Origin of the sequence: Streptomyces tubbatahanensis, from assembly GCF_022699385.1 — a bacterium.
In the GTDB taxonomy this organism is placed as follows: Bacteria; Actinomycetota; Actinomycetes; order Streptomycetales; family Streptomycetaceae; genus Streptomyces; species Streptomyces diacarni.
In genome coordinates this window covers 6,535,672-6,560,075 of the sequence record NZ_CP093846.1, presented here as the reverse complement: position 1 = coordinate 6,560,075, position 24,404 = coordinate 6,535,672, and the positions used below count along the sequence as shown (strand labels likewise).

At 71.7% G+C, this 24,404-nt stretch carries 23 protein-coding genes; 8 read left to right on the top strand and 15 right to left on the bottom strand.

The genetic code is table 11. From position 1 onward, the window contains the following. Positions 1-4 precede the first annotated feature (4 nt). Both MMF93_RS28120 and MMF93_RS28115 read right to left on the bottom strand, forming a co-directional pair. Positions 5-2,284 (bottom strand): outer membrane protein assembly factor BamB family protein, encoded by a 2,280-nt coding sequence (locus tag MMF93_RS28120; protein ID WP_242755847.1) that lies wholly within the window; start codon positions 2,282-2,284, stop codon positions 5-7. Positions 2,285-2,320: 36 nt separating this feature from the next. Beyond that, entirely contained in the window at positions 2,321-4,942 is a 2,622-nt protein-coding gene (locus MMF93_RS28115) for an outer membrane protein assembly factor BamB family protein (RefSeq protein WP_242755846.1), read from the bottom strand. 339 nt (positions 4,943-5,281) lie between these two features. Between MMF93_RS28115 and MMF93_RS28110 the strand changes: the two genes are divergently transcribed. The 5 genes from MMF93_RS28110 to MMF93_RS28090 all read left to right on the top strand — a co-directional run bounded on the left by MMF93_RS28110 (position 5,282) and on the right by MMF93_RS28090 (position 9,583). Further along, positions 5,282-5,719 carry an SPW repeat protein gene (locus MMF93_RS28110; RefSeq protein ID WP_114023020.1) on the top strand — a complete coding sequence of 146 codons (438 nt, stop codon included), beginning with the start codon at positions 5,282-5,284 and terminating at the stop codon, positions 5,717-5,719. Positions 5,720-5,922: 203 nt separating this feature from the next. Continuing rightward, positions 5,923-6,945 (top strand): YihY/virulence factor BrkB family protein, encoded by a 1,023-nt coding sequence (locus MMF93_RS28105; protein ID WP_242755844.1) that lies wholly within the window; start codon positions 5,923-5,925, stop codon positions 6,943-6,945. A gap of 131 nt (positions 6,946-7,076) precedes the next feature. Continuing rightward, positions 7,077-7,604 (top strand): hypothetical protein, encoded by a 528-nt coding sequence (locus MMF93_RS28100; protein WP_242755842.1) that lies wholly within the window; start codon positions 7,077-7,079, stop codon positions 7,602-7,604. Between the two features lie 69 nt (positions 7,605-7,673). Further along, a complete protein-coding gene (locus MMF93_RS28095) occupies positions 7,674-9,164 on the top strand; it encodes a molybdopterin-dependent oxidoreductase (RefSeq protein WP_242755840.1) in 1,491 nt (496 codons plus the stop codon). Further along, entirely contained in the window at positions 9,164-9,583 is a 420-nt protein-coding gene (locus MMF93_RS28090; protein WP_242755838.1) for a hypothetical protein, read from the top strand. Before MMF93_RS28095 ends, MMF93_RS28090 begins: the two co-directional genes overlap by 1 nt. On the opposite strand, the gene MMF93_RS28085 is transcribed toward MMF93_RS28090, so the two are convergent. From MMF93_RS28085 to MMF93_RS28040, 10 genes are all read right to left on the bottom strand, one after another. Further along, on the bottom strand, positions 9,555-9,941 hold the full coding sequence (locus MMF93_RS28085; protein WP_242755836.1) for a hypothetical protein: 387 nt from the start codon (positions 9,939-9,941) through the stop codon (positions 9,555-9,557). The genes MMF93_RS28090 and MMF93_RS28085 overlap by 29 nt on opposite strands. A gap of 48 nt (positions 9,942-9,989) precedes the next feature. Then, a complete protein-coding gene (locus tag MMF93_RS28080) occupies positions 9,990-11,081 on the bottom strand; it encodes a hypothetical protein (RefSeq protein ID WP_242755834.1) in 1,092 nt (363 codons plus the stop codon). A 231-nt stretch (positions 11,082-11,312) separates the two neighbouring features. Beyond that, positions 11,313-11,537: a hypothetical protein gene (locus tag MMF93_RS28075; protein WP_242755832.1), complete on the bottom strand. Its 225-nt coding sequence runs from the start codon at positions 11,535-11,537 to the stop codon at positions 11,313-11,315. An 11-nt stretch (positions 11,538-11,548) separates the two neighbouring features. Beyond that, positions 11,549-11,755 (bottom strand): hypothetical protein, encoded by a 207-nt coding sequence (locus MMF93_RS28070; protein ID WP_114023014.1) that lies wholly within the window; start codon positions 11,753-11,755, stop codon positions 11,549-11,551. A gap of 30 nt (positions 11,756-11,785) precedes the next feature. Next, positions 11,786-12,457 (bottom strand): DUF5947 family protein, encoded by a 672-nt coding sequence (locus MMF93_RS28065; protein ID WP_242755830.1) that lies wholly within the window; start codon positions 12,455-12,457, stop codon positions 11,786-11,788. Continuing rightward, positions 12,454-13,017 carry a NifU family protein gene (locus tag MMF93_RS28060; protein WP_242755828.1) on the bottom strand — a complete coding sequence of 188 codons (564 nt, stop codon included), beginning with the start codon at positions 13,015-13,017 and terminating at the stop codon, positions 12,454-12,456. Before MMF93_RS28060 ends, MMF93_RS28065 begins: the two co-directional genes overlap by 4 nt. Next, positions 13,010-14,821, bottom strand: a complete 1,812-nt coding sequence (locus MMF93_RS28055; RefSeq protein WP_242755826.1) for a nickel-dependent hydrogenase large subunit — start codon at positions 14,819-14,821, stop codon at positions 13,010-13,012. Before MMF93_RS28055 ends, MMF93_RS28060 begins: the two co-directional genes overlap by 8 nt. A 76-nt stretch (positions 14,822-14,897) precedes the next feature. Continuing rightward, positions 14,898-15,989, bottom strand: a complete 1,092-nt coding sequence (locus MMF93_RS28050; protein ID WP_242755824.1) for an NADH-quinone oxidoreductase subunit B family protein — start codon at positions 15,987-15,989, stop codon at positions 14,898-14,900. Continuing rightward, positions 15,986-16,588 carry a hemerythrin domain-containing protein gene (locus tag MMF93_RS28045; RefSeq protein WP_242755822.1) on the bottom strand — a complete coding sequence of 201 codons (603 nt, stop codon included), beginning with the start codon at positions 16,586-16,588 and terminating at the stop codon, positions 15,986-15,988. Before MMF93_RS28045 ends, MMF93_RS28050 begins: the two co-directional genes overlap by 4 nt. Beyond that, on the bottom strand, positions 16,560-18,224 hold the full coding sequence (locus MMF93_RS28040) for a hypothetical protein (RefSeq protein ID WP_423835640.1): 1,665 nt from the start codon (positions 18,222-18,224) through the stop codon (positions 16,560-16,562). Before MMF93_RS28040 ends, MMF93_RS28045 begins: the two co-directional genes overlap by 29 nt. A 177-nt stretch (positions 18,225-18,401) precedes the next feature. Here MMF93_RS28040 and MMF93_RS28035 point away from each other — a divergent pair, with 177 nt between their 5' ends. After that, a complete protein-coding gene (locus tag MMF93_RS28035; RefSeq protein ID WP_242755818.1) occupies positions 18,402-19,079 on the top strand; it encodes a HemK2/MTQ2 family protein methyltransferase in 678 nt (225 codons plus the stop codon). A 19-nt stretch (positions 19,080-19,098) separates the two neighbouring features. Beyond that, on the top strand, positions 19,099-19,347 hold the full coding sequence (locus tag MMF93_RS28030; protein ID WP_242755816.1) for a CDGSH iron-sulfur domain-containing protein: 249 nt from the start codon (positions 19,099-19,101) through the stop codon (positions 19,345-19,347). Positions 19,348-19,384: 37 nt separating this feature from the next. Here MMF93_RS28030 and MMF93_RS28025 read toward each other — a convergent pair whose 3' ends face one another. From MMF93_RS28025 to MMF93_RS28015, 3 genes are all read right to left on the bottom strand, one after another. Beyond that, complete coding sequence (locus tag MMF93_RS28025) at positions 19,385-20,302, bottom strand: SDR family oxidoreductase (protein ID WP_242755814.1); 918 nt, start codon at positions 20,300-20,302, stop codon at positions 19,385-19,387. A gap of 154 nt (positions 20,303-20,456) precedes the next feature. Next, positions 20,457-22,706: a catalase gene (locus MMF93_RS28020; protein ID WP_242755812.1), complete on the bottom strand. Its 2,250-nt coding sequence runs from the start codon at positions 22,704-22,706 to the stop codon at positions 20,457-20,459. Between the two features lie 131 nt (positions 22,707-22,837). Then, positions 22,838-23,797, bottom strand: a complete 960-nt coding sequence (locus MMF93_RS28015) for a Rieske (2Fe-2S) protein (RefSeq protein ID WP_242755811.1) — start codon at positions 23,795-23,797, stop codon at positions 22,838-22,840. Positions 23,798-23,954: 157 nt separating this feature from the next. Between MMF93_RS28015 and MMF93_RS28010 the strand changes: the two genes are divergently transcribed. Then, a complete protein-coding gene (locus tag MMF93_RS28010; RefSeq protein ID WP_242755810.1) occupies positions 23,955-24,371 on the top strand; it encodes a CBS domain-containing protein in 417 nt (138 codons plus the stop codon). Positions 24,372-24,404: the final 33 nt, after the last annotated feature.

Here is a 24,404-nt window from a genome sequence, read left to right as displayed (position 1 = left end):
GCCATCAGTCCACCGGGTAGGCGTAGATGTCGCCGCTGCCGTTCACGATGACAGCGATCCCTTCCGCGGCCGCCGGGACGACGTCGGCTTTCTCGTCCAGTTTCCCCGTCAGCGCGAGCCGCCACCGCAAGGACCCGTCGCGGGCGTCGAACGCGTCGATCTCCGCGTCGTTCGACTGGAAGAGCGTGCGGCCGGACGCGCTGAGTGCCAGGCCCGAGTCGGAAATCGCCGCGTCGGCCGGGCCCACCTGCCGATGACGCCAACGGACTTTCCCCCTTCGGAGGTCCACGGCGTAGGTGGTCAGCGAGGAGTCGCTCACATAAAGGATGCTGCCGCGCAGCGCTGCGCCAATGCTCACCGATCCTTCGACGGGCAACCGCCAGCGCTCCTTCCCGTCCGACAGGTTCAGGCCACGCAGGCAGTCCTCGCCACTGGCGACCAGCAGACCGCCTCGCATCGGGAGGACCAGCCCGTTGCCGCCTCTCGGTATGCCGTCGTACTTTCTCGTCGACTTCTTCTCACCCGTGCGCACGTCGAACGCACGGTAGGTGAGGTCGTCCTCCCCCAGCGAGAGCCCGGTGTTGGGGAGCAGCACGGTGGACTTCACCAGCGCGGGGCCGACCATTCCCCGGCTGGGGGGTTCGAACGTGTCCGTCAGGCCGCCCGGCAGCGGGCTGCGCCACAGTTCCTTCCGGTCACGGAGTCTGTAGGCGATGAGCGCTGTCTTTCTCTTCTCGTCCTCGATGGTGGTGACGTCTTCCGCCGTGAAGAACACCACGCCCTTCCGGTGACCGATGACGACGGTCATCGTCAGCGTGCCGCCCTCAACGCTGCCCATATACGTCCGTTCGGTCCACTTGACCTTTCCGGTGCGCGCCGAGATCAGGCTGAACGCGCCCTGGTCGCCGTCGGACGGGACCAGCAGGTGGCCTTGGCCCACATCGACCAACTGAGAGGTGAGCACGTCGTTCCGCGACCACAGCTTCTTGCCGGTGCGTGCGTCAATGGCGAACGTGCCACCCGACTCGGCCGCGGCGACGCATGTCCTGCCATCCACCAGGGTGATCTTGCTCAGCCCTTCGGTCGGCGCAGAGTGACGCCACAGCGGCGCGGGCGCCAGTCCCCTCAGGGACCGGGGCCCGGGCGGAGAGTCGGCGAGACCCCGCCACAGGGCGACACCACCGGCTCCTGTCGCCAGGCCGACCGCAGCCGGCAGCGCCGCGCTGAGGAGCGTGCGGCGCGTCGGGGACGGCCGGGAAGCCGTCGGCTCCCCGGCCACGGAGGAGCGCGCCGAAGTGGTGCGCGCCGTGGGCTGCCCCGCGCCTTCGGGGGTGTACGCGGTCGTGACGGCAGGCAGAGCGGCCAGACGTGCCTCCTGCGCCTCCAATGCCGCGCCCACCGCTGCCGGAAGCGCGTTGCCGGGAGGGTCCGAGGGCGCGTCCAGCGCGCGCACGAGGTCCTCGGCGCGCGGCCGGTCCGCAGGCTCGACGGCCAGGCAACGCCGAATCAGCTCCCGCGTCCCGGCCGACAGTCCGACCGCCTCTTCCCCCGCTCCGTCGGTCTCTCCGGCTCCGTCGGTCTCTCCCCCGGCCGCGAGCGCACGCTGGAGGCAGGTCGCCAGCGCGTAGACGTCCCCCGCGGGTTGCGGTCTGCGCCCGGCGGTCTGCTCGGGCGGCAGGCTCTGCTCGTCGAGCCCGGGAACCGCCCGACGTCCGTCCTGGGGCCGCCCGCGCTCTTCGGCCTGTCCCGCTCGCACGAGGCCGTAACCGGTGAGCAGGGGGCCGCGCCGCGTGAGGAGCACGGAGTCGGGCGAGATGCCGCCGTGTACCAGGCCCTGGGCGTGGGCCCGTAGGGCGGTCTCGGCCAGTGCCCTGCCCCAGGCGCGCACCACGGACTCATCGAAGGGGCCGCCGTGTTCCTTCATCGCTGCGGTCAACGGCAGCGCAGGAAAGCAGTCGTAAGCGATCCAGGGTGTCGCCGCACGTGTCGGGGAGACCTCTTTGACGGGCGCCGCCTGACGGCCGTTGAGCCGAAGGGAGTTGTTCGACTCGGACCAGAAGCGAAGGCGGTAGCCCGCGTCGGCGGCGTACGCGGGATTCGGCGCCAACAGCACGCACGGCGCCGCGTCGGGCCCGGTCGCCAGCCACCAGCTGACGCCGGACGACCGGGTGTCCAGCCTCTCGACCAGGCGGTATCCGTCCAGCACCTCGGCGCTCCACTCGCTCGGGCGCACCGGCTGCGCGGCGTGACCGTGTGCCGCGGTCGACCCGCTGACGGCTGGCATGGGTTCACTCGGTATCGGCATGTCGTCCCGGTTCGGTCAGTCCACGGACAGTGCGTAGGCGCCGCGGCCGCTGACGACCACTACGTGGTGGTCGCCCGTTGCGACTGCGCGGCGCCCGCGTACCGCTGCGGGGCCGGAGGGCAGGTCGGTGAAACGCCACAGGCGTCGGCCCCGGTCGGTGTCGAACGCGTCGACTTCGAAGTCGTTCGCGGTGATCAGGGCCCGGCCGTCCGGCGTGACGGACACGTCGGGAGTGGCGGACCGGGAGGTCGGACGGAAGGAGCTGGACGGCTGGGCCTTCCACACGACGTCACCGGACTGCGCGTCCACACGGTACGCCGTGTAGGTGCTGTCGGTGACGTAGACGGTTCCCTCGCGGGACACGGGCGCGCCGAAGAAGGCAGGGGTGTCCTTCGTTTCGCTCTTCGCCTCGACCTGCCACCTGTGCTCCTCGTGGCCGTCTTCGGACTTCTTCTCTCCCAACCCAAACGCCCGAAGGGAAGCCCCCTTGGCCGCCACCAGTGTCGCCGGGTCGGCCACCGTGGTCAGGTGGGCCGACTCGGCGGGCTCGTAGGTGCGTGTCCACCGTTCCCGGCCCGTCTCGCGGTCGTAGGCCGTCAGGCGTGGGGGCTCGCCCTTCTTCGCCGTGACCACCACGAGGGTGTCGGCGAGCAGATGGCTTTCCCGGTAGTCGGCGGGCAGCGGTGTGCTCCACAGTTCGCGGTCGTCGGTGATGTCGTACGCGACGACGGTGCGGGAGGTGGCGGACGCGCGGGCGTTCTCCACGACGAGCCAGACGACGTGGCCGTGGGCGGCGAGCACCGCCGTGTACGGCCGGCGGCCTCCCTTGCGGTAGCGCTCGGAGTGCCACCGGGTCTCCCCGTCGCGGGCGCCGAGTGCGAACAGGTCGGAGCCGGCGAGCAGGACCAGGCCGTTGCTCAACGGCCAGGCGTGGCCCGAGGGTTTGGTGTCCGCGCGGCGCCAGAGCTCGTCGCCGGTGCGTACGGCGACGCCGACCGCGGCCTTCCCGTCGGCGAGGACGACGACCTCGTCCTTCCACAGGAGAGGGGCGAAGTCACGCACGGGGTCGGCGAGGTCGTAGCGCCATGCCGGGGTCGGCGGGGCGCCCTTGAGACGTTTGCGGGTCTTGCGTCCCGCGGCCAGCTTCTGGGCCGGGGTGAGTTTCGGGGCGGGGTCGGACGTCACGGCCCAGGCCACGGAACCGCCCACGGCGACGCCGGCGGCGCCGGTCCCGACGGCTGTGAGGAGAGAGCGCCGCGAGGGGGTGAGCGCGCGGCGGCCCCGGGCGGGGGCGGGGCGTGGTGCGGAGGGCGCGGGGCCGGGCACCGGTACCGCGGCGCCGTCGAGGGCCGTCGGCTCCGGGGCCGGTTCCGCCGCCGGCGCCACCTCGTCGTCGGCTTCCGCCGCCAGGACCGCGGCGGCTTGAACCGCGAGGGAGGCGCTGACGCGCCGCGGGAGCCAGCCCGGGACGATCAGGCTCGCGGCCCGGCCGCCTCCCGCACCGTCCAGCACGGTGCCACCCGTCATGGTGCCGCCGTGCGGATCGTCGGTCCGGGCCGGCGGCCCGCCGTCCCACAGCGTGGCCTCGGGAGCGGGGACCGCCGACGGCTCCGAAGGCGGTGTCGTCGGAGGTGACGGTATGGACGCCGGTGCCGGTCGGGATGCCGGTGCCGGTGGGGACGCCGGTTCCGGTCGGGATGCCGGTTCCGGTCGGGACGCCGGTTCCGGTCGGGACGCCGGTTCCGGTCGGGACGCCGGAAGGGGCGTCGGCGGCTGTTCGGGGGGCGGCGGGGGAACGTGCGGGGCCGATGGCACGCACCCCGGAAGCAGCGGGCCGCAGGCCTCCAGTGCCGCCAGGAAGTCCGTCGCCGCCGGACGGGCCGATGGGTCCTCGGCCAGGCAGGAGGCGAGCAGCTCGCCGAGCGGCCCTTCGAGCGGTCCGGCCGGGGCGGCCCGCTCCGCGGAGCGGGAGGCGGCGCTTCCCGGCTGCCCGGTCGCCGCGTAGACGAGGACGGCTCCGAGGCCGTAGATGTCGCCGAGGGGGCGGGGGCGTCCGCCCGTGATCTGTTCCGGGGCGAGGAAGGGGTGGGGTGGGCGGGGCGTGCCGTCCGGGGCGGTGACGCGTGCTGCTCCGTAGCCGGTCAGCCGGGGCCCCTCACCGGTGAGGAGGACGGCGTCGGCCCGGACACCCGCGTGCGCGGTGCCGTCGGCGTGGAGGCGGGCGAGGGCCTCGCCGAGCGCCGTGCCGACGGCGAGCAGGGTGCGGGCCGGAAGGGGGCCGTGCGCTTCCACCGCGGCCGGGAGCGGCAGCGCGGGACGGTACGGGGAGGTGTACCAGACCCGTCCACCCGCGGGGCCGCTGACTTCACCGACCGGCAGCAGCCAGGGGCTGCGGGGCGTCCCGTCCTGGCCGGTGCGCTGTGCTGCCAGGGCTTCCGCGTGGAAGCGGCGGGCGTGGCCGGGGTCTTCCTCGGCCTCCAGCGGCACCGTGCTGATGAGGACGGTGCGCTCCCCGCCGGGCGCCAGGCCCACGAAGCGGCGCGAGGCCGCGCGTATCTCACTCGCGTCCGCGTCGAGTCTGCCGACGAGGGTGTAGGGCCCGAGTCGTCGTGGATCGTCCTGACGTAGCGCTTCCATTCCCCCCTGTCGCCCCTCCCCCTGGATGACAACGCTGTAGGCGACAGCGCGGTGGACGCGTCGCCGCTGATGGCGGCCGTGTGCGTGACGGCCTCGTGGTGACGGAGGGGAGCGAGCCTACGCCAACCGGTGTCGTGGCAGCCACATGGTGCACTCGTGCCCTCACCTTGCGGAGCGGAGTGGCGCGGGTGACCGCGAGGCCACCTCCCGCAATGTGACCCACATCACAAAAATTCGGGCACATGGCCGTGAATGTGGCCCGCCCACTGTTCACCCGGTGGCTGGCGGGTGAGTTCCGTTCGCCCACCACAGGCACTCTCCGGAAGGAGGAGGACAACCATGGCAGTGCCTACTACCGGCAGCAGCATTGAACACCACCCCGATCTGGTGGAGATGCGTGCGCGGTACGAGAAGGCCGGATCCACTCCGACCGCACAGCTCGTGGAAGGTCTGAGCTTCCTCGCGGGCCTCTACATAGCGATCTCACCGTGGGTCGTCGGTTTCAACACGTCGACGAGTCTGGCGGTCAGCAACCTCATCGTCGGCTTGGCGTTCGCGGTGCTCGCCTTCGGTTTCGGATCCGCCTACGAGCGGACGCACCTGCTGGGGTGGACGGCGCCGCTGCTCGGAGCCTGGGTGATCATCTCGCAGTGGGTGATCAACGGTGCGCCGGACACGACGTCGATCGTGGTCAACAACGTGATCGCGGGTGGTGTCGCGGCACTGTGCGGCCTTGCGGTCATGGGCCTGGCGATGGGCAAGAAACGGAAGGGGTGACGGCCACCCTGCGTAACCGGTGACGGGCGGAGCGGTAACCACCGCTCCGCCCCTCGCGTATGCCGCTGGCTCTCGTGGCCCACCCGCCGGATGGCGCCGCAACGCGTGCGCAGCCGGGCCGACTGGGCTTGGCTGGAGTGAGCGACGTCGGCGGTTCGGCCGCGGATACCGCGGACGGTCTGGGAGGAGGCGGCTGACGCCCCATGGGCAGTGGTACGGCACAGCGGATCGACGCCTTCCAGCAGCGGCACCGCTGGGTCGGAGGGCCCCTCGCCGTCGTCTACAAGGTCTTCGACGACCAGGCCCTCTACCTGGTCGCGCTGCTGACGTACTACACCTTCTTGTCGATCTTTCCCGTGCTGCTGCTGTTCGTCTCGGGCCTGGGGGCGTTCCTGGAGGACAATCCGGACCTCCAGCAGAGACTGATCAACTCGGTCCTCGGCGAGTTCCCGGTGCTCGGGGACCAGTTGCGAGGGCGTATCCACCCGTTCCGCAGCAACGGGATCGCCCTCGCGATCGGTGTGACGGGGAGCCTGTACGGCAGCCTGGGCGCGGCGCAGGCCGCGCAGTACAGCCTCAACAAGATATGGGCGGTGCCCCGGCACCTGAGACACAACCCGTTCCGGTCGCGGCTGAAGGGCGTGTTGTTCCTGACCACGGTCGCGGCCGGGCTGTGCGTGACGCTGCTGTTGTCGGTGGCGGCCTCGAAGTCGCAGACGTTCGGCACGGAGCTGGGGACGGGGCTGCGGACGGCGATCACCGCGGTCGCCGTCGCCGTGAACACGGCGTTGCTGCTGGCCACCTACACCTTCCTCACCCACCATCAGGTGCCGCTGCGGCGGCTGTGGGTCGAGTCCCTGGGGGCGGCCTGCGCCTGGCAGGCGCTCCAGTGGGGAGGCGGCTACTACGCCACCAGCGTGCTGCGGGGTGCCAGCGCGACCTACGGCATGTTCGGAATCGTGCTCGGCCTGCTCGGCTGGATCTATCTCGGCGCTCTCATCTTCGTCCTGGCGGCGGAGGTGAGCGTGGTGCGCACGCACCGGCTGTGGCCGCGCAGCCTGCTGACTCCGTTCACGGACCGGGTGTGGCTCAACTGGGCCGACCGGAAGGCGTACACCTCTTACGCGACCACGGAGACCTTCAAGGACTTCGAGACCGTCACCGTCGAGTTCGACCAGCGCCCGCCCCCCGGGGACCCACCGCCGGACGGCCCCGAACGGTCATGAGTCCCGTACGGCCATGAGTCCCGTACGGCCACGAGTCCCGTACGGCCACGAGTCCCGTACGGTCATGAGTCCCGGAGAGAAGGCGCGGTACTTCTCCGTTTGGTTCGCCGCCGCCCGGTGACCCGCCGCCCATGGTGGAGACGGGCCGTGCCGAGACGTCAGGCGGGCGGGAGCGGCTGCACGCCGCGCTCCGGTACTCCGGGGTGGGCAAGCTGCTCCGGCTCTACCGGTACTTCGCCTTCGATCTGCCCCGGCTGACCAGCGGCGCCGGGGCCCTGCTGCTCCTCGGCACGGCGGCCGCCCGCCTCCACCAGGCGGTCACCGGCCATCCGGCCGACCGTCCCGGCTACGTGGCGGCCTGCCTGGTGGTGCTGGCGTCCGGCGCGTTCCTGGCCGCGGTGGGCGTGGTGGCGGGCGCCCGCCGGGTACTGACCCGGGCGGGGTGGGTGCTGGGCAGCCTGGTCTCGGCGGTGTCGGCCGCCGGGTATCTGGTCGGCCGCGTGGCGGGACTGCCCGGGCTGCCGGAGTTGCAGGGGCGCTGGGACTACCCCCTGGGCACCGCCTCGCTCATCCTGGCGGGCGGTTTTCTCGCCCTCCACGTCTCCGTCCTCACGGGCATGAACGTGGCCGTCCCGGACACGAGGCACTGGCACCACTGAGGCACCACCACGCCACCGCCACCGCCACCGCCAGCTTCGCCCCCGCCGTCGATCGCCAAGGAGAGGCCCGTGCAACAGCTCGACTTCCCGGTGTGGCTGCGTGTGGAGCACTGGCTGAACGTCCTGTTCCTGACCCTGCTGATCCGCAGCGGCATCGAGATCATCGCGACGCATCCCAAGCTCTACTGGCGCAACGACAGCCGGCCGGGCACGGAGTGGGCCCGCTTCACCCGCAAGCGGATGCCGAAGGACAAGCTCTACGACACGCTGGACGAGGAGGAGAGCTACTCGTCGGTCGTCGCGCTGCCGGGGCACAAGCAGCTGGGGATGGGGCGGCACTGGCACTTCGTCAGCGTGATCGGCTGGATACTGACGGGGCTGGTGTACGTCGTACTGCTGTTCGCCACGGGACAGTGGCTGCGCTACGTCCCCACCTCGTGGTCGATCTTCCCGACGGCCTGGGACGACCTGATGACGTATCTGAGTTTCGATCTGCCGCCGCTGCTGCCCGGCCAGCCGCTGGACGCTCTGCAGAAGCTCGCGTACGCGGGGGTGATCTTCTTGCTGGCGCCGTTCCAGATCCTCACCGGCGCCGCGCAGTCACCGGCGGTCGAGGCCCGCTTCCCGCGCTACGTGCGGCTGTTCGGGGGCCGGCAGGCGGCGCGCAGCCTGCACTTCCTCGGCCTGGTGGCGTTCCTGGTCTTCCTCGCCGTCCACCTGGCCATGATCATCTCTTGGGGGTGGCCCGAGCTCAACGCGCTGATGATCTTCGGTGAGGTCCGCGACCTGAACGCGGCGCTGTGGCTGTCGCTGGGCATTCTGGCGGCCGTCGTCCTGGTCCACGTCGGCGCGACCGTCGTCAGCCTCCGCAGCCCGCGCAGGGTGCAGCAGGGGCTGGGCTGGATCGTGAACAGCTTCCGGCGCCTGGTGCTGCGGCGGCTCATCTCCCGCCAGGACTACGCGCGCTCCAAGCTCTCCGTCGAGCACCGGGTCAACGGGAAGCCGCCGTGCAGCACCGAGTACAAGCTGATGGCCGTGCACAACTTCGCCGACTGGAGGCTGGAGATCGGCGGTCTGGTCGAGCGCCCGATGACGCTGACGCTGGACGATCTGCGCGCGCTGCGTGAGCCGCACAGCCAGCGGGTGCTGCACAACTGCGTGCAGGGCTGGTCGAGCATCGGTGAGTGGGGCGGCGTGCCGCTGCGCGAGGTCGTCGAGATGGTCCGCCCGCTGCCCCAGACACGGCACCTGTGCTTCTTGACCATGCAGGACACCGGACGCGACGAGCCCAGCGCCGAGGGGGCGGGACAGTTCTACGAGGTCGTCGACCTCGAGTTGGCCCGAGAGCCGCAGACACTGCTGGCGTACGAGATGAACGGCGGTCCCCTGCCCATCAAGCACGGGGCACCGCTGCGGCTGCGGGTGGAGACGCAGGTCGGCTTCAAGATGGCCAAGTGGATCGAACGCATCGAGTTCGTCTCCGGCTACGCGTGCATCGGCAAGGGCATGGGCGGCTGGCGTGAGGACAACGTTTTCTACGACAAGGACGTGGAGGTGTGATGACCACCGCACGGCGAGCCGCAGGACGACGGCGAGAGACCGCTCGGCAGCAGCAGTCCGGCCGGCAGCCGGAGGCCGGCCGGCACGGGAGCGAGGGCCGACGGCGGGAGGCCGGCCGGTACGGGGCCGAGGGCAAGCGTGTGGTGCAGGACATCCGGCCGGAGCTGACCGTCCTGGACGCCGGGCAGCGCCAACGCGTGCGACGGGCACTGCGGGACAGGAAGCTGCGGTGCCCGCACTGCCGCCGCGACCGCTTCGAGGTGGGCGAGGCGCTCTACCTCGGTTTCCTCTTCCTCGACGAGGCCACGGACGCCTACCTGGTCGCGCTGCGCTGCACCAACCGCGCGTGCCCGCTGCCGCGCACCGGGGTGACGCTCGGACAGGAGGAGTTCATGAGCGCGGGGCACCCGGAAGGGTGAGCCGCGGGACGACGCCGGGGTCGGCCAGGTCGAGTCGCGCGGCCGACGAGGCGGCGTCCCGCAGCCGGGTGCGCAGTTCCTGGTAGCGCTTCGCCTGCCGGCGGGTGAGTTCCCCGCGTGCCGCGTAGTGGGCGAGGCGCTCCAGCCGTCCGCTCAGCAGCGTCCCCCAGCGGATGCTGAAGTCGTACACCCTCTCGTCGTCCCGGGCGGCCGCCGGGTCCCCGGCCAGCTCGCGCAACTGCCGCAGGAGGGCGAAGGCCTGGTCCAGGTCGGCCGCGATGCCGCTGACCGGCCGGGGGTACGGCGCGGGAACTGCGTCGACGTCGGCCTCGGCCTCGGCGTGCCGGTCGTTGTCCATGGCGAGGTGCCTCCCTCGTGGCCGTGAGCGTGGTTGTCGTCGTGTCCGTCACAGACTCGGCTTGGCGATGCTGAGGGTGTACGGCGCTCCTTCGAGGGTGAGGTAGACCCGGTCGCCGCCCACCGCGATGCCGGAGACGGGCGCCTTCCGCACCTCCGGGCGGTCCAGCGCCGACCGGTAGTCGACCGTGTCGACGACGTCGAACGTACCGTCCTGGAAGCCGGTGAAGCTGTGCGTCGCGAGGACGACGAGGCGGGAGTCGGTCACCGCGTAGAGCCGCCTCTCGTCCGCGTCCACGTGACGCACCGGCTGTCCCATGTGGCGGCTCGCCACGACGTGCAGGCCCTTGCCGGAGCGCTTCTCGTCCACGGCCAGCAGCCGGTCGCTGCCCCTCTCCGCGACGTAGAGCCGCGAGACCTTCGTCTTGTCCCCCGTGGTCTTCTCGGCCCGCAGCGGCAGGCTGCCCGTCTCCCGTACGTCCGAACGCGAGCCCTTGTAGTGGGTGAGACGGTCCGGTGCGGCGGCGTAGTACTCGACCTGCTGCCCCCTGTCCGGACCGTCGATCTCCCCCGTGGGCCCGAGACCGACGCGCCGGGAGGTCACCACGTCCTCGGCTCCGCCCGGCTTGCCGCCCAGAGCGGTGCCGCTGACGGTGCTGCCGTCGGCGGAGAGCGCGAGTGCCAGGTCGGGGCCGGTGTCGGTGGCGAGGTAGGAGGGCGCGTCACCGGCCTCGCGGGTTTCCACGGTGCGCATGTCGGAGACGTTCAGTGCGGCGATCCGGTCGCGGTCGGGCAGTGCCACGTAGGCCTCGCCCGACGCGTCGTCACCGGGGGGCAGCGCCAGGTTCCGCCCCAGCTGGGAGAAGGTCCGCGAGCGCGTGGTGTGTGCGGTACGCGGCGCGTTGCCGGCCAACTCGCGCGGCGGATCGATCCTGACGACCTGCCGGGACCCGTCGGCGAGCGCGACCAGTGCCTTCTCCTCGCCGGACCACACCGGTTCGTGCACGGGCGTGCCGGTGCGCAGGACGGCGACCTCGGGCGCCGACTGCTCGGAGCTTGCGTGCGCGCCGCATCCGGCGACGAGCAGCAGGCTCGTCACCAGCAGTGCCGGTGTCCTGCGGTGGTCGACCCTCGCCCTCACGCCCCTGCCCCCTCACTCGTGTCGGGAGTCCCGCGCCGCCCCGGTCCGGCCACGGACACGGGCGCGACCGCGGCCACCGCCACGACGGCTGTGACGACGACGGAGTACCCCCTCGTGTCCTCCCGACGCCCACCAACCCGGGTCGCGGGCAGGGCGGGTCGGGAAGACCGGGCGAGTCGGGGAGACACGCCGGGTCGGGGAAACCAGGCTGAGCCGGGGAGGCCGGGCGGGTCAGCGGGGGTGACGGGATCCGGCGCCGAATCCGATCATCCGCCAGATCCGCACCTCCCGCACCGCACCGGGAAGTTCCCGCACGAGAATGCCGGCGACGAGGGTTGCGACCACCGCGACCTGGGCGAACAGCACGCGTCGTGCCCAGCAGGGCCGGTGGGGTGACGCCGTGGCGGCCATGGCGTCCGTCGGTCGCGTACGTCGTCGCTGCTGCATGGTGCGCATGGTGCTGCTCCTCAGCCGGGCGAGATGTTCGGCATGATCTTCATGATGGCGTTGTGCTTCTTCCAGTGGATGCCCGTCGAGCGCCTGGCGTCCGCTGTGCCGTCCTTGTGGTGGCCGGGCTGGTGGCGGTAAGGCCCCTTGTTGCCCTGGTGGATGCCGAAGACGTGCGTGGAAGTGTCCGGTTTCACCTGGGGCTTTCCGACTCTGATGCGGCCCATGGGATCCTCCTTGGCTGTTGCTTCCGGGCGTCACCCCGGCCGTTCGGTCAACTCGGCGAAGAACCTGTCGATCTCCGGCCACACGCGGCTGCCGCCGGTGAGGCCGCGCCACTCCCTGCGGACGACGGCGACCATGCGGAAACAGTCGTCGATGGGGACGATCCAGTGCTGCCGCCTGTCCTGCACGGTGTTGACGAGCAGGGCCTCGACGTCGGCGGCGAGTGTCGCCAGCGGCGGGCACTCCCGTACGGCGCCCTGCCACGCCTCGGGGTCCGGCTCCCACCGCGTCGGCCCCGCCGGGCTCGGGTAGTGGGCGTGGACCCCGCCGTCGGCGTGCGGGACGAAGAAGGCGAGCCCGACCGGCACCCCCAACGCGGCCGTCGATACCGGTTCCAGACGCGCGCGCCGCTGCGGGATCAGCCGGTAGTGGCCCTCGCTGGCCGCCTCCCGTGCGAACAGCACCGAGCACGGCCGGCAGGCGCACAGCATGCGCCCGCCCGCGGGCCCTTCCCCGCCCGTGCGCGCCCCGGTGCCCTCCTCACCGGCCGGCAGGTCCTCCGCCCCACCGTCGGTGCCGGTGTTCAGCAGGTGTCTGTGGTCGGCCGGGACCGGGGCGCCGCACAGGTCGCAGGCTTCGGTGTCGGGCGCCGGGCCACCGCGCTGGGCCGTACGGATCATCCGGGCGAGCGCGCCGGAGGTCACGGCGTCCCCGCGGCCGGTGCGACGGTGGGCAGCATGTCCGCCAGGGGGACGAACGCGGGTGCCGGTTCGCTCGCCACCCGCCGGACGGCGGTCAGCTCCGGGGCGGCCGCCAGCAGCGTCTCGCGTACGGCCTCCAGGGCGGTGGTCGCGGAGGTCCCGCACCCCTTGGCCGTCACCCGGACCGAGGCCACGCCCGCCTCGACGCCCACGAGTTCCACGTCGGCGCCGCGCTGGGCGAGCACGGCCCGCACGCCTTCGACGGCGTCGGCGACGCGCTGCTCCACCGGGTCCGGGTGCAGTTGGTGCAGCACCAGCAGGTGGGACAGCAGCCGGTCGTCGGTGAGCGCGCCGGTCAGCCGGGGTCCTGCCAGGTCGCGGACGCGGGCCAGGGCCTCGCCGTAGACCTGCGTCAGTCCCCGTACGGCCTCCAGGGCGGCCTCCGCGGTGGGGCCCGCCACGCTCTCGACCCGTTCGAGCAACTCGTCGAGGCGTGCCAGGCGCGCTTCGACGTCCGCGTCCGCCAGCCGGTGCCCTGGCGCGGTCACCTGGTCCTCAGCCATGGCCGGCTCCGGTGGCCGCCGCCCCGAAGGCCGGCGAGTGGATCTGCCGCAGCTCCTTGCCCTTGCCCAGGTACATGTGCACGCCGCACGGCAGGCAGGGGTCGAAGCTGCGGACGGTGCGCATGATGTCGATGCCCTTGAAGTCGTCCTGGCCGTTCTCCTCGAAGATCGGCTGCCCGGTGACGGCGTCCTCGTAGGGGCCAGGTGTGCCGTAGTGGTCCTGCGGGCTGGCGTTCCAGGGGGTGGGCGGGTACGGGTGGTAGTTGGCGATCTTCTTGTCCTTGATCACCAGGTGGTGGGAGAGCACACCGCGGACCGCCTCGTGGAAGCCGCAGCCGATGCCTTCCTCGGGCAGCTCGAAGTCGTTGAAGATCTTCGTGTCGCCTGCCCTGACCAGTTCCATGGCCCGGTCGAGGAACTCGAAGGCCATGGCGGCCGAGTAGGCGACGAAGTAGGGGCGCGCCCGGTCGCGCTCGATGGTGTTGGACCACTTGGGGATCTTCCACTCCAGCGTCATCTCCGGCAGTTGGCTGCTCTTGGGCAGCGTGATCTTCACGCTGTGTCCCGTCGCCTTGACGTAGGTGGTGTCCACCAGACCGTTGAGCGCGGTGGACCACAGCCTGGCCAGTGGGCCGCCGCCGGTGTCCAGCGCGAGGTGTTCGCCGCTCTTCTTGTCGAACCAGCGGGGACTCATCACCCAGCTGTACTTGTCGTCGAAGTCGCGTTTCTGCGGCGCCGGGACCGTCGTCTGGTTCCAGGGGTGGCGCATGTCGACGGGGTTGCCGAGGGGGTCGTGGGTGACGAACGGCTCCTCGTTCACCCAGTCCTCGTAGTACGAGGAGCCGAGCAGGATGCGCATGCCGAGGTTGATGTCGACGAGGTTGTTGGTGACCAGTTCGCCGTCGACGATGATGCCCGGGGTGACATACATCGCCTTGCCCCAGGTGTTCATGTTCTCGTACCGGTAGTCGCACGTCTGGTAGTGCTGCCAGGCGCCCCAGCAGCCGAGCATGGTGCGGCGGCGGCCCACTTCCTCGTAGCCGGGCAGCGCCTCGTAGAAGAAGTCGAAGACGTCGTCGTTCATGGCGACGGACTTCTTGACGAAGTCGAGGATCTTCATCAGCCGGGTGAGGTAGTCGGTGAAGGTCGTCGGCTCCGGCATGGTGCCCACACCGCCCGGATACAGCGTGGAGGGGTGGACGTGGCGGCCCTCCATCTTGCAGAACATCTCCCGGGTGACGCGGCTGACGTGCAGCGCCTCCTTGTAGACCGCGCCCTCGAAGGGGTTGAAGGCCCGCATGATGTCCGCGATGGTGCGGTAGCCGTGGATGTGCCCGCGGGGAGAGGCGGTCTGCTCCGCCTTGGCCAGCACACCGGGGTTGGTGAGCTTGACCATCGCCTCGCAGAAGTCGACGAACACCATGTTGTCCTGGAAGATGGTGTGGTCGAACATGTACTCGGCCGCCTCGCCGAGGTTGGTGATGTGCTCGGCCAGCGGCGGCGGCTTGACCCCGTACGCCATCTGCTGCGCGTAGTTGGAGCAGGTGGTGTGGTTGTCACCGCAGATGCCGCAGATCCGGCTCGTGATGAAACCGGCGTCCCGCGGGTCCTTCCCCTTCATGAAGACCGAGTAGCCCCGGAACAGCGACGAGGTGCTGCGGCACTCGGTCACCTCGCGGTTGGCAAAGTCGATCTTCGTGTAGATCCCGAGATTGCCGATGATCCGGGTGATCGGATCCCAGGACATGTCCACCACGTCCGGTGTCTTGCGCCCCGCCTGGGGCCGGGCCGCGGTTGCCGTCATGTCAGTCCTTACCTCGTCGCTCGTGGTGGGGATGGGCGGTGCTGGTCGTGAGGGGGGGTCACGCGGTGGTGATCGCTCAGGCGCGCCAGTGCGGGTCGTAGCCGCTGGTCAGCTCGGGGCCGTTGTGGTGCCACTTGGGCTCCTGGTTGACCGCGATGTTGGTCAGGCCGCGCATCCGGCGGATGAAGGCTCCGTACGGCTTGATGAGGATCGAGGAGAGGCTGCCGCCTGTCGGCTCGTCCATGAACGGCATGAACGCGTCGGGAAAGCCCGGCATGGTGCACCCGATGCAGATGCCGCCCACGTTCGGGCAGCCGCCCACCGCCGACATCCAGCCGCGCTTGGGCACGTTGCAGTTGACGACCGGGCCCCAGCAGCCGATCTTCACCTGGCACTTGGGCGAGTTGTAGTCCTTGGAGAAGTCGCCCTGCTCGTAGTACGCCGCACGGTCGCAGCCCTCGTGCACGGTCTTCCCGAACAGCCACTGGGGCCGCAGCATGTGGTCCAGCGGCGGGGGCGGGGCAGCGCCGGCCGCGTGATAGAGCACCCAGGTGAGGGTCTCCATGAAGTTCTCCGGCTGGATCGGGCAGCCGGGCACGTTCACGATCGGCAGCGCACCCTCGGACCTGAAGTCCCAGCCGAGGTAGTCCGCGAGCCCCATGCACCCGGTCGGGTTGCCCGCCATCGCGTGGATACCGCCGTACGTGGCGCAGGTGCCCGCCGCGACCACCGCCCAGGCCCGCGGCGCGAGGCGGTCGAGCCACCAGTTGAGGGTGAGGGGCTCGCCGGTCTCCTCGTCGTTGCCGAAGGAGGTCCAGTAGCCGTCGCCCTCGATGATGTTCTGGTTGGGGACCGAGCCCTCGATGACCAGGATGAACGGGCGCGGCGACTCGCCCTTGGCCGCCGCCCGGAACGGAGCGAGGAAGTCCTCGCCGCCGAGGGTGGGCGAGAGCACCTTGTTGTACAGATTGACCTTCGGCAGGCCGGGGACGAGGCCCAGTACGACGTCCTCGATGGCGGGCTGCCCCGAGGCCGTCATCGAGACGGTGTCCCCGTCGCAGCTCATGCCCTCGGAGATCCACAGGATGTCGATCTCCTCGATGCCCTGCCGCCGGTCGGCCCCGGTCGGGTGCTCGCTCCTGCGGGCCGTGCCGCTGTCGATCGTCATGTTCTGGGCCTCCCTTGCAGCCGGTCACGCAGTCGGTCGTAGACAGCCGCGACCGGAGCCGCCATCGCCAGCCCCGGTGGCTGGTCAGGGGCGCCGGGATGCGGCCTGGTGGGGGCGGTCTGCTTGGCCTTCTCCAGCTCGCGGCCCAACTCGTCGAGGGCCTGCTGGTCGAGGGCCGCGCGCAGCCTGGGCAACATGCGGCCCTCCTCCTCGGCCACGTGCTCCTCGATCTCCTGCTGGAGCTCGGTCATCAGCGCGGTCGTCCGCTCCATGACCTGCGCGTCGCCCTCGCCGCCCTCGAACCCGTCCGGGTAGGTGCTGCCGCTCCCTCCGGAGGGGAGCTTGTCCAGCGCGAGAAGCGTCTTCTTGACGCCCATGTGCTCGGCCAGGTGCTCGTCGATCTCCTGCTGCCCGTCCGCCAGCACCTTCTTGGCCAGCGGATAGACCATCAGCTCCTCGAGTGCGGCGTGCTTGGACAGCTCGCGGACGAGTGTCTCGACCACGGCGCGGCGTTGGCGGGCCGAGGCGGCCGCGCGGTAGTCGCGGAAGAGCTGCTCGACCATCCGATGGTCATGCTTCAACAGTTCGATGGCGTCCATCGGACCTCTTCTCGTCGGGGCCGCGACGAGCACCGGCGTCGGGCGCGGAGGCGTCGGCGTCGGACGCGGAGGCGTCGGCGTCGGGCGCGGAGGCGTCGGCGTCCAGCGGATGGACCTCGTCGGTACGGAAGTAGAAGTAGCGGCCGTACCAGGCGTTCACCTCGGCCGCCGGGTCGTCGTCGAGGGTGACGGCCAGGTGCACGCTGCCGTCCACGTCGTGGAAGACGCCCGCGATCTGCGCGGTGCGGCCGGCGAGGAAGATGTCGTGCGCGTCCGCGCCCCGGGCCCGCGGCCGCAGCACCACCCGGTGCCCGCGCCGCACCGGTACGCCCGCGACCAGCACGCTGTCCGTCGACGGTGAGATCCCCTCGTCGCCGCCCTCCTGCCACCAGGGCGTGGTCGCGCGCGCCGGCCCCGGTCCGTTGCCGTCTGGCGGCGGCTCGGCGGCGGCCGGCGTCGTCGCTGCCGAGGTCCGGGCGGAGGAGTCCCCCGCGGGCTCCAGCGAGCGGATCGCGCCGTGCAGACGCGCGAAGACCTCCCGGGGCATGTTCTCGACCTGGTCGAGGATGGCGGCCGCGCGCGCGTCGGTGGCCCGGGCCTCCCGCTTCTCCTCGTCGGTCAGCAGGAACGTGCGCAGGGAGAGGATCTCGTCGATCTCGGCGGCGTCGTGCAGGTCGCCGGGGCTCTCCGGAGCGACCTGCGGGTGGTCGGAGAGGAGGATGGGCGAGGAGAGCATCATCCGCCGCGTGCCCTCCTCTCCGGCCAGGACGGGGAAGGTGTGCAGGTTGCGGCACGTGTCCGTGTGCGCCGCGGCCCAGGCGGGCGGGTCGATGAGGGAGACGTACGCGACGCCCTCCCCGCCCAGCAGGGTGTGGGTCGCGATCAGGGAGTGCCGCAGCGCCTCGTCGCGGGGCGTGCCGGCGGGGACGGTGTCGTCGGTGTTCTCCGTGCGGACGCTCAGGCGGTGCGCTCCGGGGCGGTCGGCCAGTGGGTGCGCCGACAGCGTGGTGCGGGCCGCGAGCGGGCGGCGGTACCTCACGACGCGGAGCGCTTCGCCGTCCGCACCTGCCAGGGCGCCCGCGCCTGCCGGTTCGGTGGTCTTTGTACCGCCGGGCGCGCCGACGGGGAACGTCCGCTCTCCCGCGATGAGGTCGGCCAGCTCGACCTCGATGTCGGTCTCGTGCTCCACCGCCTCGTCGAAGGACAGGTGGAGCTCCCCGCCGAGGTCGGCTGACTCGACGGCCTCCCAGGCGTCCTCCCCACCCCCGCCCCGCGTCCTGACCCGGCGCTCGACGCGCTTGCCCTGTACCTGGAGGTACCGCACCCGGACGCGCAGCAGCGCGCCGGGGTCGGCCTCCACCAGGCATGCGGTGTGCTGGCGCCAGGACTCGGCGGCTCCGGCGACGCTCGGCGGCACGGGCCCGTCGGCCTCCACCCAGGCGCGCGGCGCGAGGATGCCGAACTGCCAGCGCACCCGGTTCTTGGGCGAGGAGCGGCGGTAGGGGTAGAGCAGGTAGCCCTCGTAACAGATGGCGTCCGCGACCGCGCGGACCTGTGCGAACGCCGCTCCCGCCGACCGCCTGTCGGGCTCCGCCCGAGCCGGACCGTCCACTGCCGTGCCTCCCGGTCGCCGCATCGGTGCGCGTGCGCGCACACCGGCGTCCATATTTGCACCGTTTTTTCAGATTTGCGCGCTCTGTTGTCACAGGTGTGGCGCGCCGCGGAGACGGGCGAGTTCGTCGAGTGCGGCCGACGTTTGAAGAGGATTCTTCCTGGTACTTGGTGATGCGTGTGGCTCCTGAGACCGCCTGGGGTGTATGCCCCGCAGGGCGATTCCGAACTGTTGCTCGAAGCCCTTGCGGGGGTGCCCCTCCCCCGGGGCGCGCGGATGCTGGACGTGTGCACGGGCACGGGCGTGGTCGCGCTCGCGGGCGCGCGCCTGGGCGTCCGCGAGGTGCACGCCGTGGACATCTCGGCGCGCGCCGCCCTGGCCGCCGCCTGGAACGCCCGGCTGCGGGGCCTGCCCGTCCGCGCGCACCGCGGTGACTTCCTGGACCGCGCCACAGGACGCTTCGACATCGTGACGGCGAACCCGCCGTACGTGCCGTACGCGGGGTCGGGCCAGGACTCCGGGCGACGTGCGCGCGCCTGGAACGCGGGACGCGACGGGCGCAGGTTCGTGGACCGCCTGTGCGAGGCGGCACCGCGGCTGCTCGCGGACAACGGCGTGCTGCTGATGGTCCACTCGCAACTGTGCGGGCCCGACCGGACGCTGGAGATGCTGCGCGGCTCCGGTCTCGACGCGGCGGTGACCGCGCGCCGCACCCAGCCCTTCGGCCCGGTACTGCGCGCCCGCGCGCGGTGGCTGGAACAGCAGGAACTGATCTCCCCCGGACAGCGACACGAGGAACTGGTGGTCATCCGTGCCGACCTCGTCCCCGCACGAGAACGCCCCGAACCGGAAGAGCGGTCCGCCTCCCGACAGCCGTGAGGCGCGGCCCGTACGACGCGTGACCCTCGAACAGGGCGGCCCCGTCCTGGTCGAGGGCCCGCTCGAGGTGACCCTCGACGACGGGCGCACGGTCACATCCGACCGTTTCATGGTGGCGCTGTGCACCTGCCGCCGCAGCCGCACCTACCCCTGGTGCGACACCAGCCACCGCCGCCGCTCCCGTCCAGGGGCGGAGAGGACGCCCGCGGACACGGACGCCTCCGCCGGCTGCGACGCGGCTGGGCGGCGTCGCTCACCGCACGAGTGAGCCCGCCCGGTCCGCGCACGGAGCGGTCCTCGCCGGCTCAGGGCAGCGGGGTGCCGCCGGTGGCGTTGAGGATCTCGGCGGTCACGTAGCTGGCGTCCTCTGAGGCGAGGTAGACGTAGCCCGGCGCCATCTCGGCCGGCTGGGCGGGCCGCTGGAGCAGGCTCTTGGCGCCGAACTGGCTGGTGTCCGGGAGCGTCGAGGGGATCAGCGGCGTCCACACGGGCCCCGGCGCGACGGCGTTGACGCGGATGCCGCGCTCGGCGAGGTTCTGGGCCAGGCCCTGGGTGAAGGTGACGATGGCACCCTTGGTCATGGCGTAGTCGAGCAGGTGCGGCTTGGGCTGGTAGGCCTGGACCGAGGTGGTGTTGATGATGCAGCCGCCCTGCGGGATGTGCGCGAGCGCCAGCTTCGTGATGAAGAACATTCCGTAGAGGTTGGTGCGCATCACCCGGTCGAACTGCTCGGTGGAGATGCCGTCGATGCCCTCGGACTGTGCCATCTGGAAGGCCGCGTTGTTGACGAGCACGTCGATCCGCCCGAGGTCGGCCGCCGCCCGCTCCACGAGGCGGCGGCACTCGGCCTCCTCCCGGATGTCGCAGGCGACGGCGACCGCGCGGCGGCCCGCGTCCTCCACCAGCCGCGTGGTCTCCCGCGCCTCGTTCTCCTCCTCGGGCAGGTGGCTGAAGGCCACGTCGGCGCCCTCGCGGGCGAACGCGAGGGCGACGGCGCGCCCGATGCCGGAGTCGCCACCGGTGATCAGGGCACGCCGGCCGGCCAGCCGACCGCTGCCCCGGTAGGTGCGCTCGCCGTGGTCGGGGCGGGGCTCCATCTCCTCCGTGTCACCGGGATGCCGCTGGTCCTGCTGCGGATACTCCGGCTTGGGGTGCTTGTCCGCGGGGTGCCCGCCGGTCGGTTCGTTGCCGGTCGGTTCACTGCCGGTGGCCTCGGGGCTCATGGTGTTCCTCCAGATGCGGCGGGTGGGTGACGGCACGTGGCGGGCGGCACCGACGCGGTCGTCGGCGCCGCCCGCCACGGGCCGTGGACGGTGGGGTCACCGTCGTCGGGGCGTCACCGGCCAGGCCGGTGACGCACCGGGGAGGGGCGCAGGGTCAGGAGCCGACCGTGTTGCCGGGCGGGAAGCGGTCCCAGACGCGGTGCGCTCCCAGCAACTCGGTCACCTGCGCGAGCACGGCCTGCGGATCGTCGGCCACCACGATGCCCGCTCCGCTTTGCGGACATCCGGCGGCGGCCAGCACGTCCGCGCCGCCGCCCCAGGCGCCGAGCGCCTTGGCGTGCCGGTAGGCCTCGGAGACCAGCAGCAGGACGCGGGGGTCGACGTTGCCGCCGCCCGTGCTCTGCGCGGCCTTCACGTCCCGCGCGCCGTAGGCGTCGGCGCCCATGCCGGGCGCCCCGGCGATCAGCACCGCGTCGAACTCGATGGAGCGGGCGTTGGCGAAGGTCCGCTGGGCGACGATGGGGCCACCGCTGCCCGTCAGTTCGCCGCCGTGCGGAGCGATGACGAGCGGCACCATGCCACTGTCGAGCACGGTGGAGCGGAGGCTGCTCAGGGCCGCCAGATCGCTGTTCTCGTCGGCGATGATGCCGATGATCCGGCCGTCCGTCGGCCAGGTGTGGCCGAGCTGGGAGAGCGCCGGGCTGGGCTCGACGTCGGCGAGGGGCGCCGAGGGCTCGGGCGCGGGAAGGCCGAGCCCCGCAGCGACGCCGGCGCACAGGCCGGGGTCGATGTCGGCCAGTACGCGCAGGTTGCGCTGCTTGACGGCGTCCTCGTAGCACTTGCTCAGTTCGAACGTGTAGGCGGCGATGACGTGTTCGCGCTCCACCGCGCTGAGGCTGAGGTAGAAGCGCCGCGGGTGACTGGTGTGGTCGGCGAAGGAGGCGGGCGACTCCCTCACCTTCGAGGCCCGCTCCACGGTGACCGGCGTCTCCACGTACGCGCCCTCACCGGCGCCCGCGAAGAACGGGCAGCCGCCGTCGAGGGAATTGGGCTGGTAGGGCGCCACCCCGCTGTGCACGGCGCTCTGGTGCAGACCGTCCCGCAGCATGTCGTTGACGGGGGCGTGTGTCCTGTTGACGGGGATCTGCGCGAAGTTGGGGCCGCCAAGCCGGGTGATCTGGGTGTCGATGTAGGAGAAGAGGCGCCCTGCCAGCAGCGGGTCGTCGGTGATGTCGACGCCCGGCACCAGGTGTCCCGGGTGGAAGGCGACCTGCTCGGTCTCCGCGAAGAAGTTCGACGGGTTCGCGGTGAGGGCCAGCAGCCCGATCGGCTGCACGGGTGCCCACTCCTCCGGCACGATCTTTGTCGGGTCGAGCAGGTCGATGCCCTGGAAGGTCTGCTCGGGGGTGTCGGGGAAGGTCTGGATGCCCAGCTCCCACTCGGGGAAGGCGCCCGCCTCGATGGCGTCGGCCAGGTCACGGCGGTGGAAGTCGGGGTCCACACCGTTGGTGATCTGGGCCTCCTCCCACATCATCGAGTGCACCCCGAGCTTGGGCTTCCAGTGGAACTTCACCAGCGTGGTGCCGCCCTCCGCGTCGACCAGCCGGAAGGTGTGGACGCCGAAACCCTCCATCGTCCGGTAGGAGCGCGGAATACCCCGGTCGGACATGTTCCACAGGGTGTGGTGGGTGGCCTCCGTGTGCAGGGAGACGAAGTCCCAGAAGGTGTCGTGGGCGCTCTGGGCCTGCGGGATCTCCCGGTCGGGGTGCGGTTTGGCGGCGTGCACCACGTCGGGGAACTTGATGGCGTCCTGGATGAAGAAGACCGGGATGTTGTTGCCGACCAGGTCGAAGACGCCCTCAGAGGTGTAGAACTTCGTGGCGAAGCCCCGGGTGTCGCGCACCGTGTCGGCCGAGCCCCGGTTCCCCAGCACCGTGGAGAAGCGTACGAAGACGGGCGTCTCGACGTCCTTGCCGAGAAAGGCCGCCTTGCAGACCTGCGAGGCGGTGCCGTAGCCGCGGAAGACACCGTGGGCCGCGGCGCCCCGCGCGTGCACGACGCGTTCGGGGATGCGCTCGTGGTCGAAATGGGTAATCTTCTCCCGCAGGTGGTGGTCCTGGAGCAGGACGGGGCCCCGCTCCCCCGCCTTAAGGGAGTGGTCGGTGTCGTAGAGCCGGATGCCCTGCGCGTTGGTGAGCCTGCTGCCCTTCTGCGCCCGCACCGTGGGGTCGGCGTCGAGGTGCTCGCCGGTGGCGGTGTAGACCTCGGGGCCCGACTGGTCCTTCTTGGGCGGCAGCGGCTCGCGCGGCTCGGTCGGCTCCTCCAGCGGGGGCGGCTTCGGCCCGGGGCGGCCGGGGATGAAGGGCTCCCCGTCGTGCTGGTCGTCGTGCGTCGGGCCGGGCATGGGGACCTCCTGGAGCGAGTGGACGGGCCACCGCAGGGGTAACCGGAGCGCCTTTTGCCCAAACGGGAGGTTCGCGAAGTAACCGCCGATGCCTCATGGCAACGGCCCGGGGCGGGCGGGCGCGGCCCGTTTCAGTCCTCGTCGGGCGCCGCGTCCGGGAGGCGGACCTCCAAGAAGCCCTCCCGCACCCGCGACTCGAAGCACGGCTGGGGTGCGGTCGCCGGGCCGCCGACGTTCCAGCCGTCCGTCAGCCGGAAGGTGCTGCCGTGCCACGGGCACGTCACGCACCCGTCGGCGACCGTCCCCTGGGACAGCGGCCCGGACTGGTGGCTGCACCTGTCGGCCAGCACCCGCGTCTCCCCGGAGGGTTCGCGGTAGACCAGCAGCGCCACCTCGCCCAGCGTGGCGTTCGAGGCCTGGCCCACCGGGAAGCTGTCGGCCTTGCCCACCGGGTGCCAGCCCTTGCCGACCAGGTGCTGGACCGGTTCGGCCTTGTTCGGCCCCACGGCCTGACGGTAGGCCAGGTGGCCGCCGACCATCGCGCCCGCCCCGGCGACCGTCAGCCCGGCGAACCCGAGCATCCGTCCCCGGTACTCCCGGCCGCGGGCGCGGGCGGCCAGCGAGGCCGTGTACAGGCCCAGCGCCACGGTGTTGGCGGCGCCGTGGACGAGGCCGGTGCGCAGCTGCGGTTTGTGCAGCTCGGCCCAGTCCACGGAACCGCTGAGCGCGGCCGGGATCGAGGCCAGGATGCCGGTGCCGATCAGCACCCGGCTGGCCCGCCGGGTGCCGGGCAGCATGTCCAGCACCCCGGCGGACATCCAGGCGCCGATGGGCAGCTGCACGAGTGCCGGGTGGAGGGGGTGGCCCAGCCACCGGCCGTGTAGCACGTCGCGCAGGCCGCCGAGGGGAAGCTTCCGCACGGCGTTCTGCAGCGGGCTGACCGCCGTGTCGAGGGCGCGCAGTGTGCCGAGCCGGTCGAGCGGTCCGGCGAGCGGCAGCTTCGCCAGTCCGCTCTCGGCGGCACGGACGGCGCGGGGGCGTTCGAGAGTCTCGTAGCTCTCGGTTTCGGACGAGGGCGCATCAGACGACATACCGCTCCGGTTGCCACGCCTGCCCGGACACAAACGGTCCGGGGCCCGCACCACTCCGTCAGCTCTGGTGGGCACCTCGTTTCGGCGTCCACCGCGTCGGCAACCCGGCAGGGGCCCACCTGGCAGTCTGCAAGACGGTGAACGGTAAGGAGTCGAGATGACGACCGCACGCGAGATCATGAGCCCGGGCGCCGACTGTGTGCACAGCGACCAGACGGCGGCGGACGCGGCCACACTGATGACCGAACTGGGTGTGGGCGCGCTGCCCATCTGCGGGAAGGACGACAAGCTCAAAGGCGTCGTCACCGACCGCGATCTGGTGGTCAAGGTGCTCGGCCCTGGCCGGGACCCGGCCGCCTTCCCCGCCGGAAGCCTCAACCAGCAGGAGGCCGTGACCATCGGCGCCGACGACAGTGCCGAGGAGGTGCTGGAGACCATGTCGCGGCACCAGGTGCGGCGCCTGCCGGTGATCGACGGCGACCAGCTCGTCGGCATGGTCGCGGTGGCCGACGTCGCCCGCTCCCTGCCGCACCCGGAGGTGGGCCGGCTGGTGGAGGTCCTCTCCTCCGACTGACCCCGCACCCGGCGGTCCCACGTCGCGGCCGGG

Coding starts and splice junctions, on each gene's coding strand:
- MMF93_RS28085 (WP_242755836.1), bottom strand. CDS start 9,941: ATGGACAACGACCGGCACGCCGAGGCCGAGGCCGACGTCGACGCAGTT.
- MMF93_RS28060 (WP_242755828.1), bottom strand. CDS start 13,017: ATGGCTGAGGACCAGGTGACCGCGCCAGGGCACCGGCTGGCGGACGCG.
- MMF93_RS28015 (WP_242755811.1), bottom strand. CDS start 23,797: ATGTCGTCTGATGCGCCCTCGTCCGAAACCGAGAGCTACGAGACTCTC.
- MMF93_RS28120 (WP_242755847.1), bottom strand. CDS start 2,284: ATGCCAGCCGTCAGCGGGTCGACCGCGGCACACGGTCACGCCGCGCAG.
- MMF93_RS28025 (WP_242755814.1), bottom strand. CDS start 20,302: ATGAGCCCCGAGGCCACCGGCAGTGAACCGACCGGCAACGAACCGACC.
- MMF93_RS28040 (WP_423835640.1), bottom strand. CDS start 18,224: ATGCGGCGACCGGGAGGCACGGCAGTGGACGGTCCGGCTCGGGCGGAG.
- MMF93_RS28055 (WP_242755826.1), bottom strand. CDS start 14,821: ATGACGGCAACCGCGGCCCGGCCCCAGGCGGGGCGCAAGACACCGGAC.
- MMF93_RS28110 (WP_114023020.1), top strand. CDS start 5,282: ATGGCAGTGCCTACTACCGGCAGCAGCATTGAACACCACCCCGATCTG.
- MMF93_RS28090 (WP_242755838.1), top strand. CDS start 9,164: ATGACCACCGCACGGCGAGCCGCAGGACGACGGCGAGAGACCGCTCGG.
- MMF93_RS28100 (WP_242755842.1), top strand. CDS start 7,077: ATGGTGGAGACGGGCCGTGCCGAGACGTCAGGCGGGCGGGAGCGGCTG.
- MMF93_RS28075 (WP_242755832.1), bottom strand. CDS start 11,537: ATGCGCACCATGCAGCAGCGACGACGTACGCGACCGACGGACGCCATG.
- MMF93_RS28050 (WP_242755824.1), bottom strand. CDS start 15,989: ATGACGATCGACAGCGGCACGGCCCGCAGGAGCGAGCACCCGACCGGG.
- MMF93_RS28105 (WP_242755844.1), top strand. CDS start 5,923: ATGGGCAGTGGTACGGCACAGCGGATCGACGCCTTCCAGCAGCGGCAC.
- MMF93_RS28010 (WP_242755810.1), top strand. CDS start 23,955: ATGACGACCGCACGCGAGATCATGAGCCCGGGCGCCGACTGTGTGCAC.
- MMF93_RS28070 (WP_114023014.1), bottom strand. CDS start 11,755: ATGGGCCGCATCAGAGTCGGAAAGCCCCAGGTGAAACCGGACACTTCC.
- MMF93_RS28020 (WP_242755812.1), bottom strand. CDS start 22,706: ATGCCCGGCCCGACGCACGACGACCAGCACGACGGGGAGCCCTTCATC.
- MMF93_RS28115 (WP_242755846.1), bottom strand. CDS start 4,942: ATGGAAGCGCTACGTCAGGACGATCCACGACGACTCGGGCCCTACACC.
- MMF93_RS28045 (WP_242755822.1), bottom strand. CDS start 16,588: ATGGACGCCATCGAACTGTTGAAGCATGACCATCGGATGGTCGAGCAG.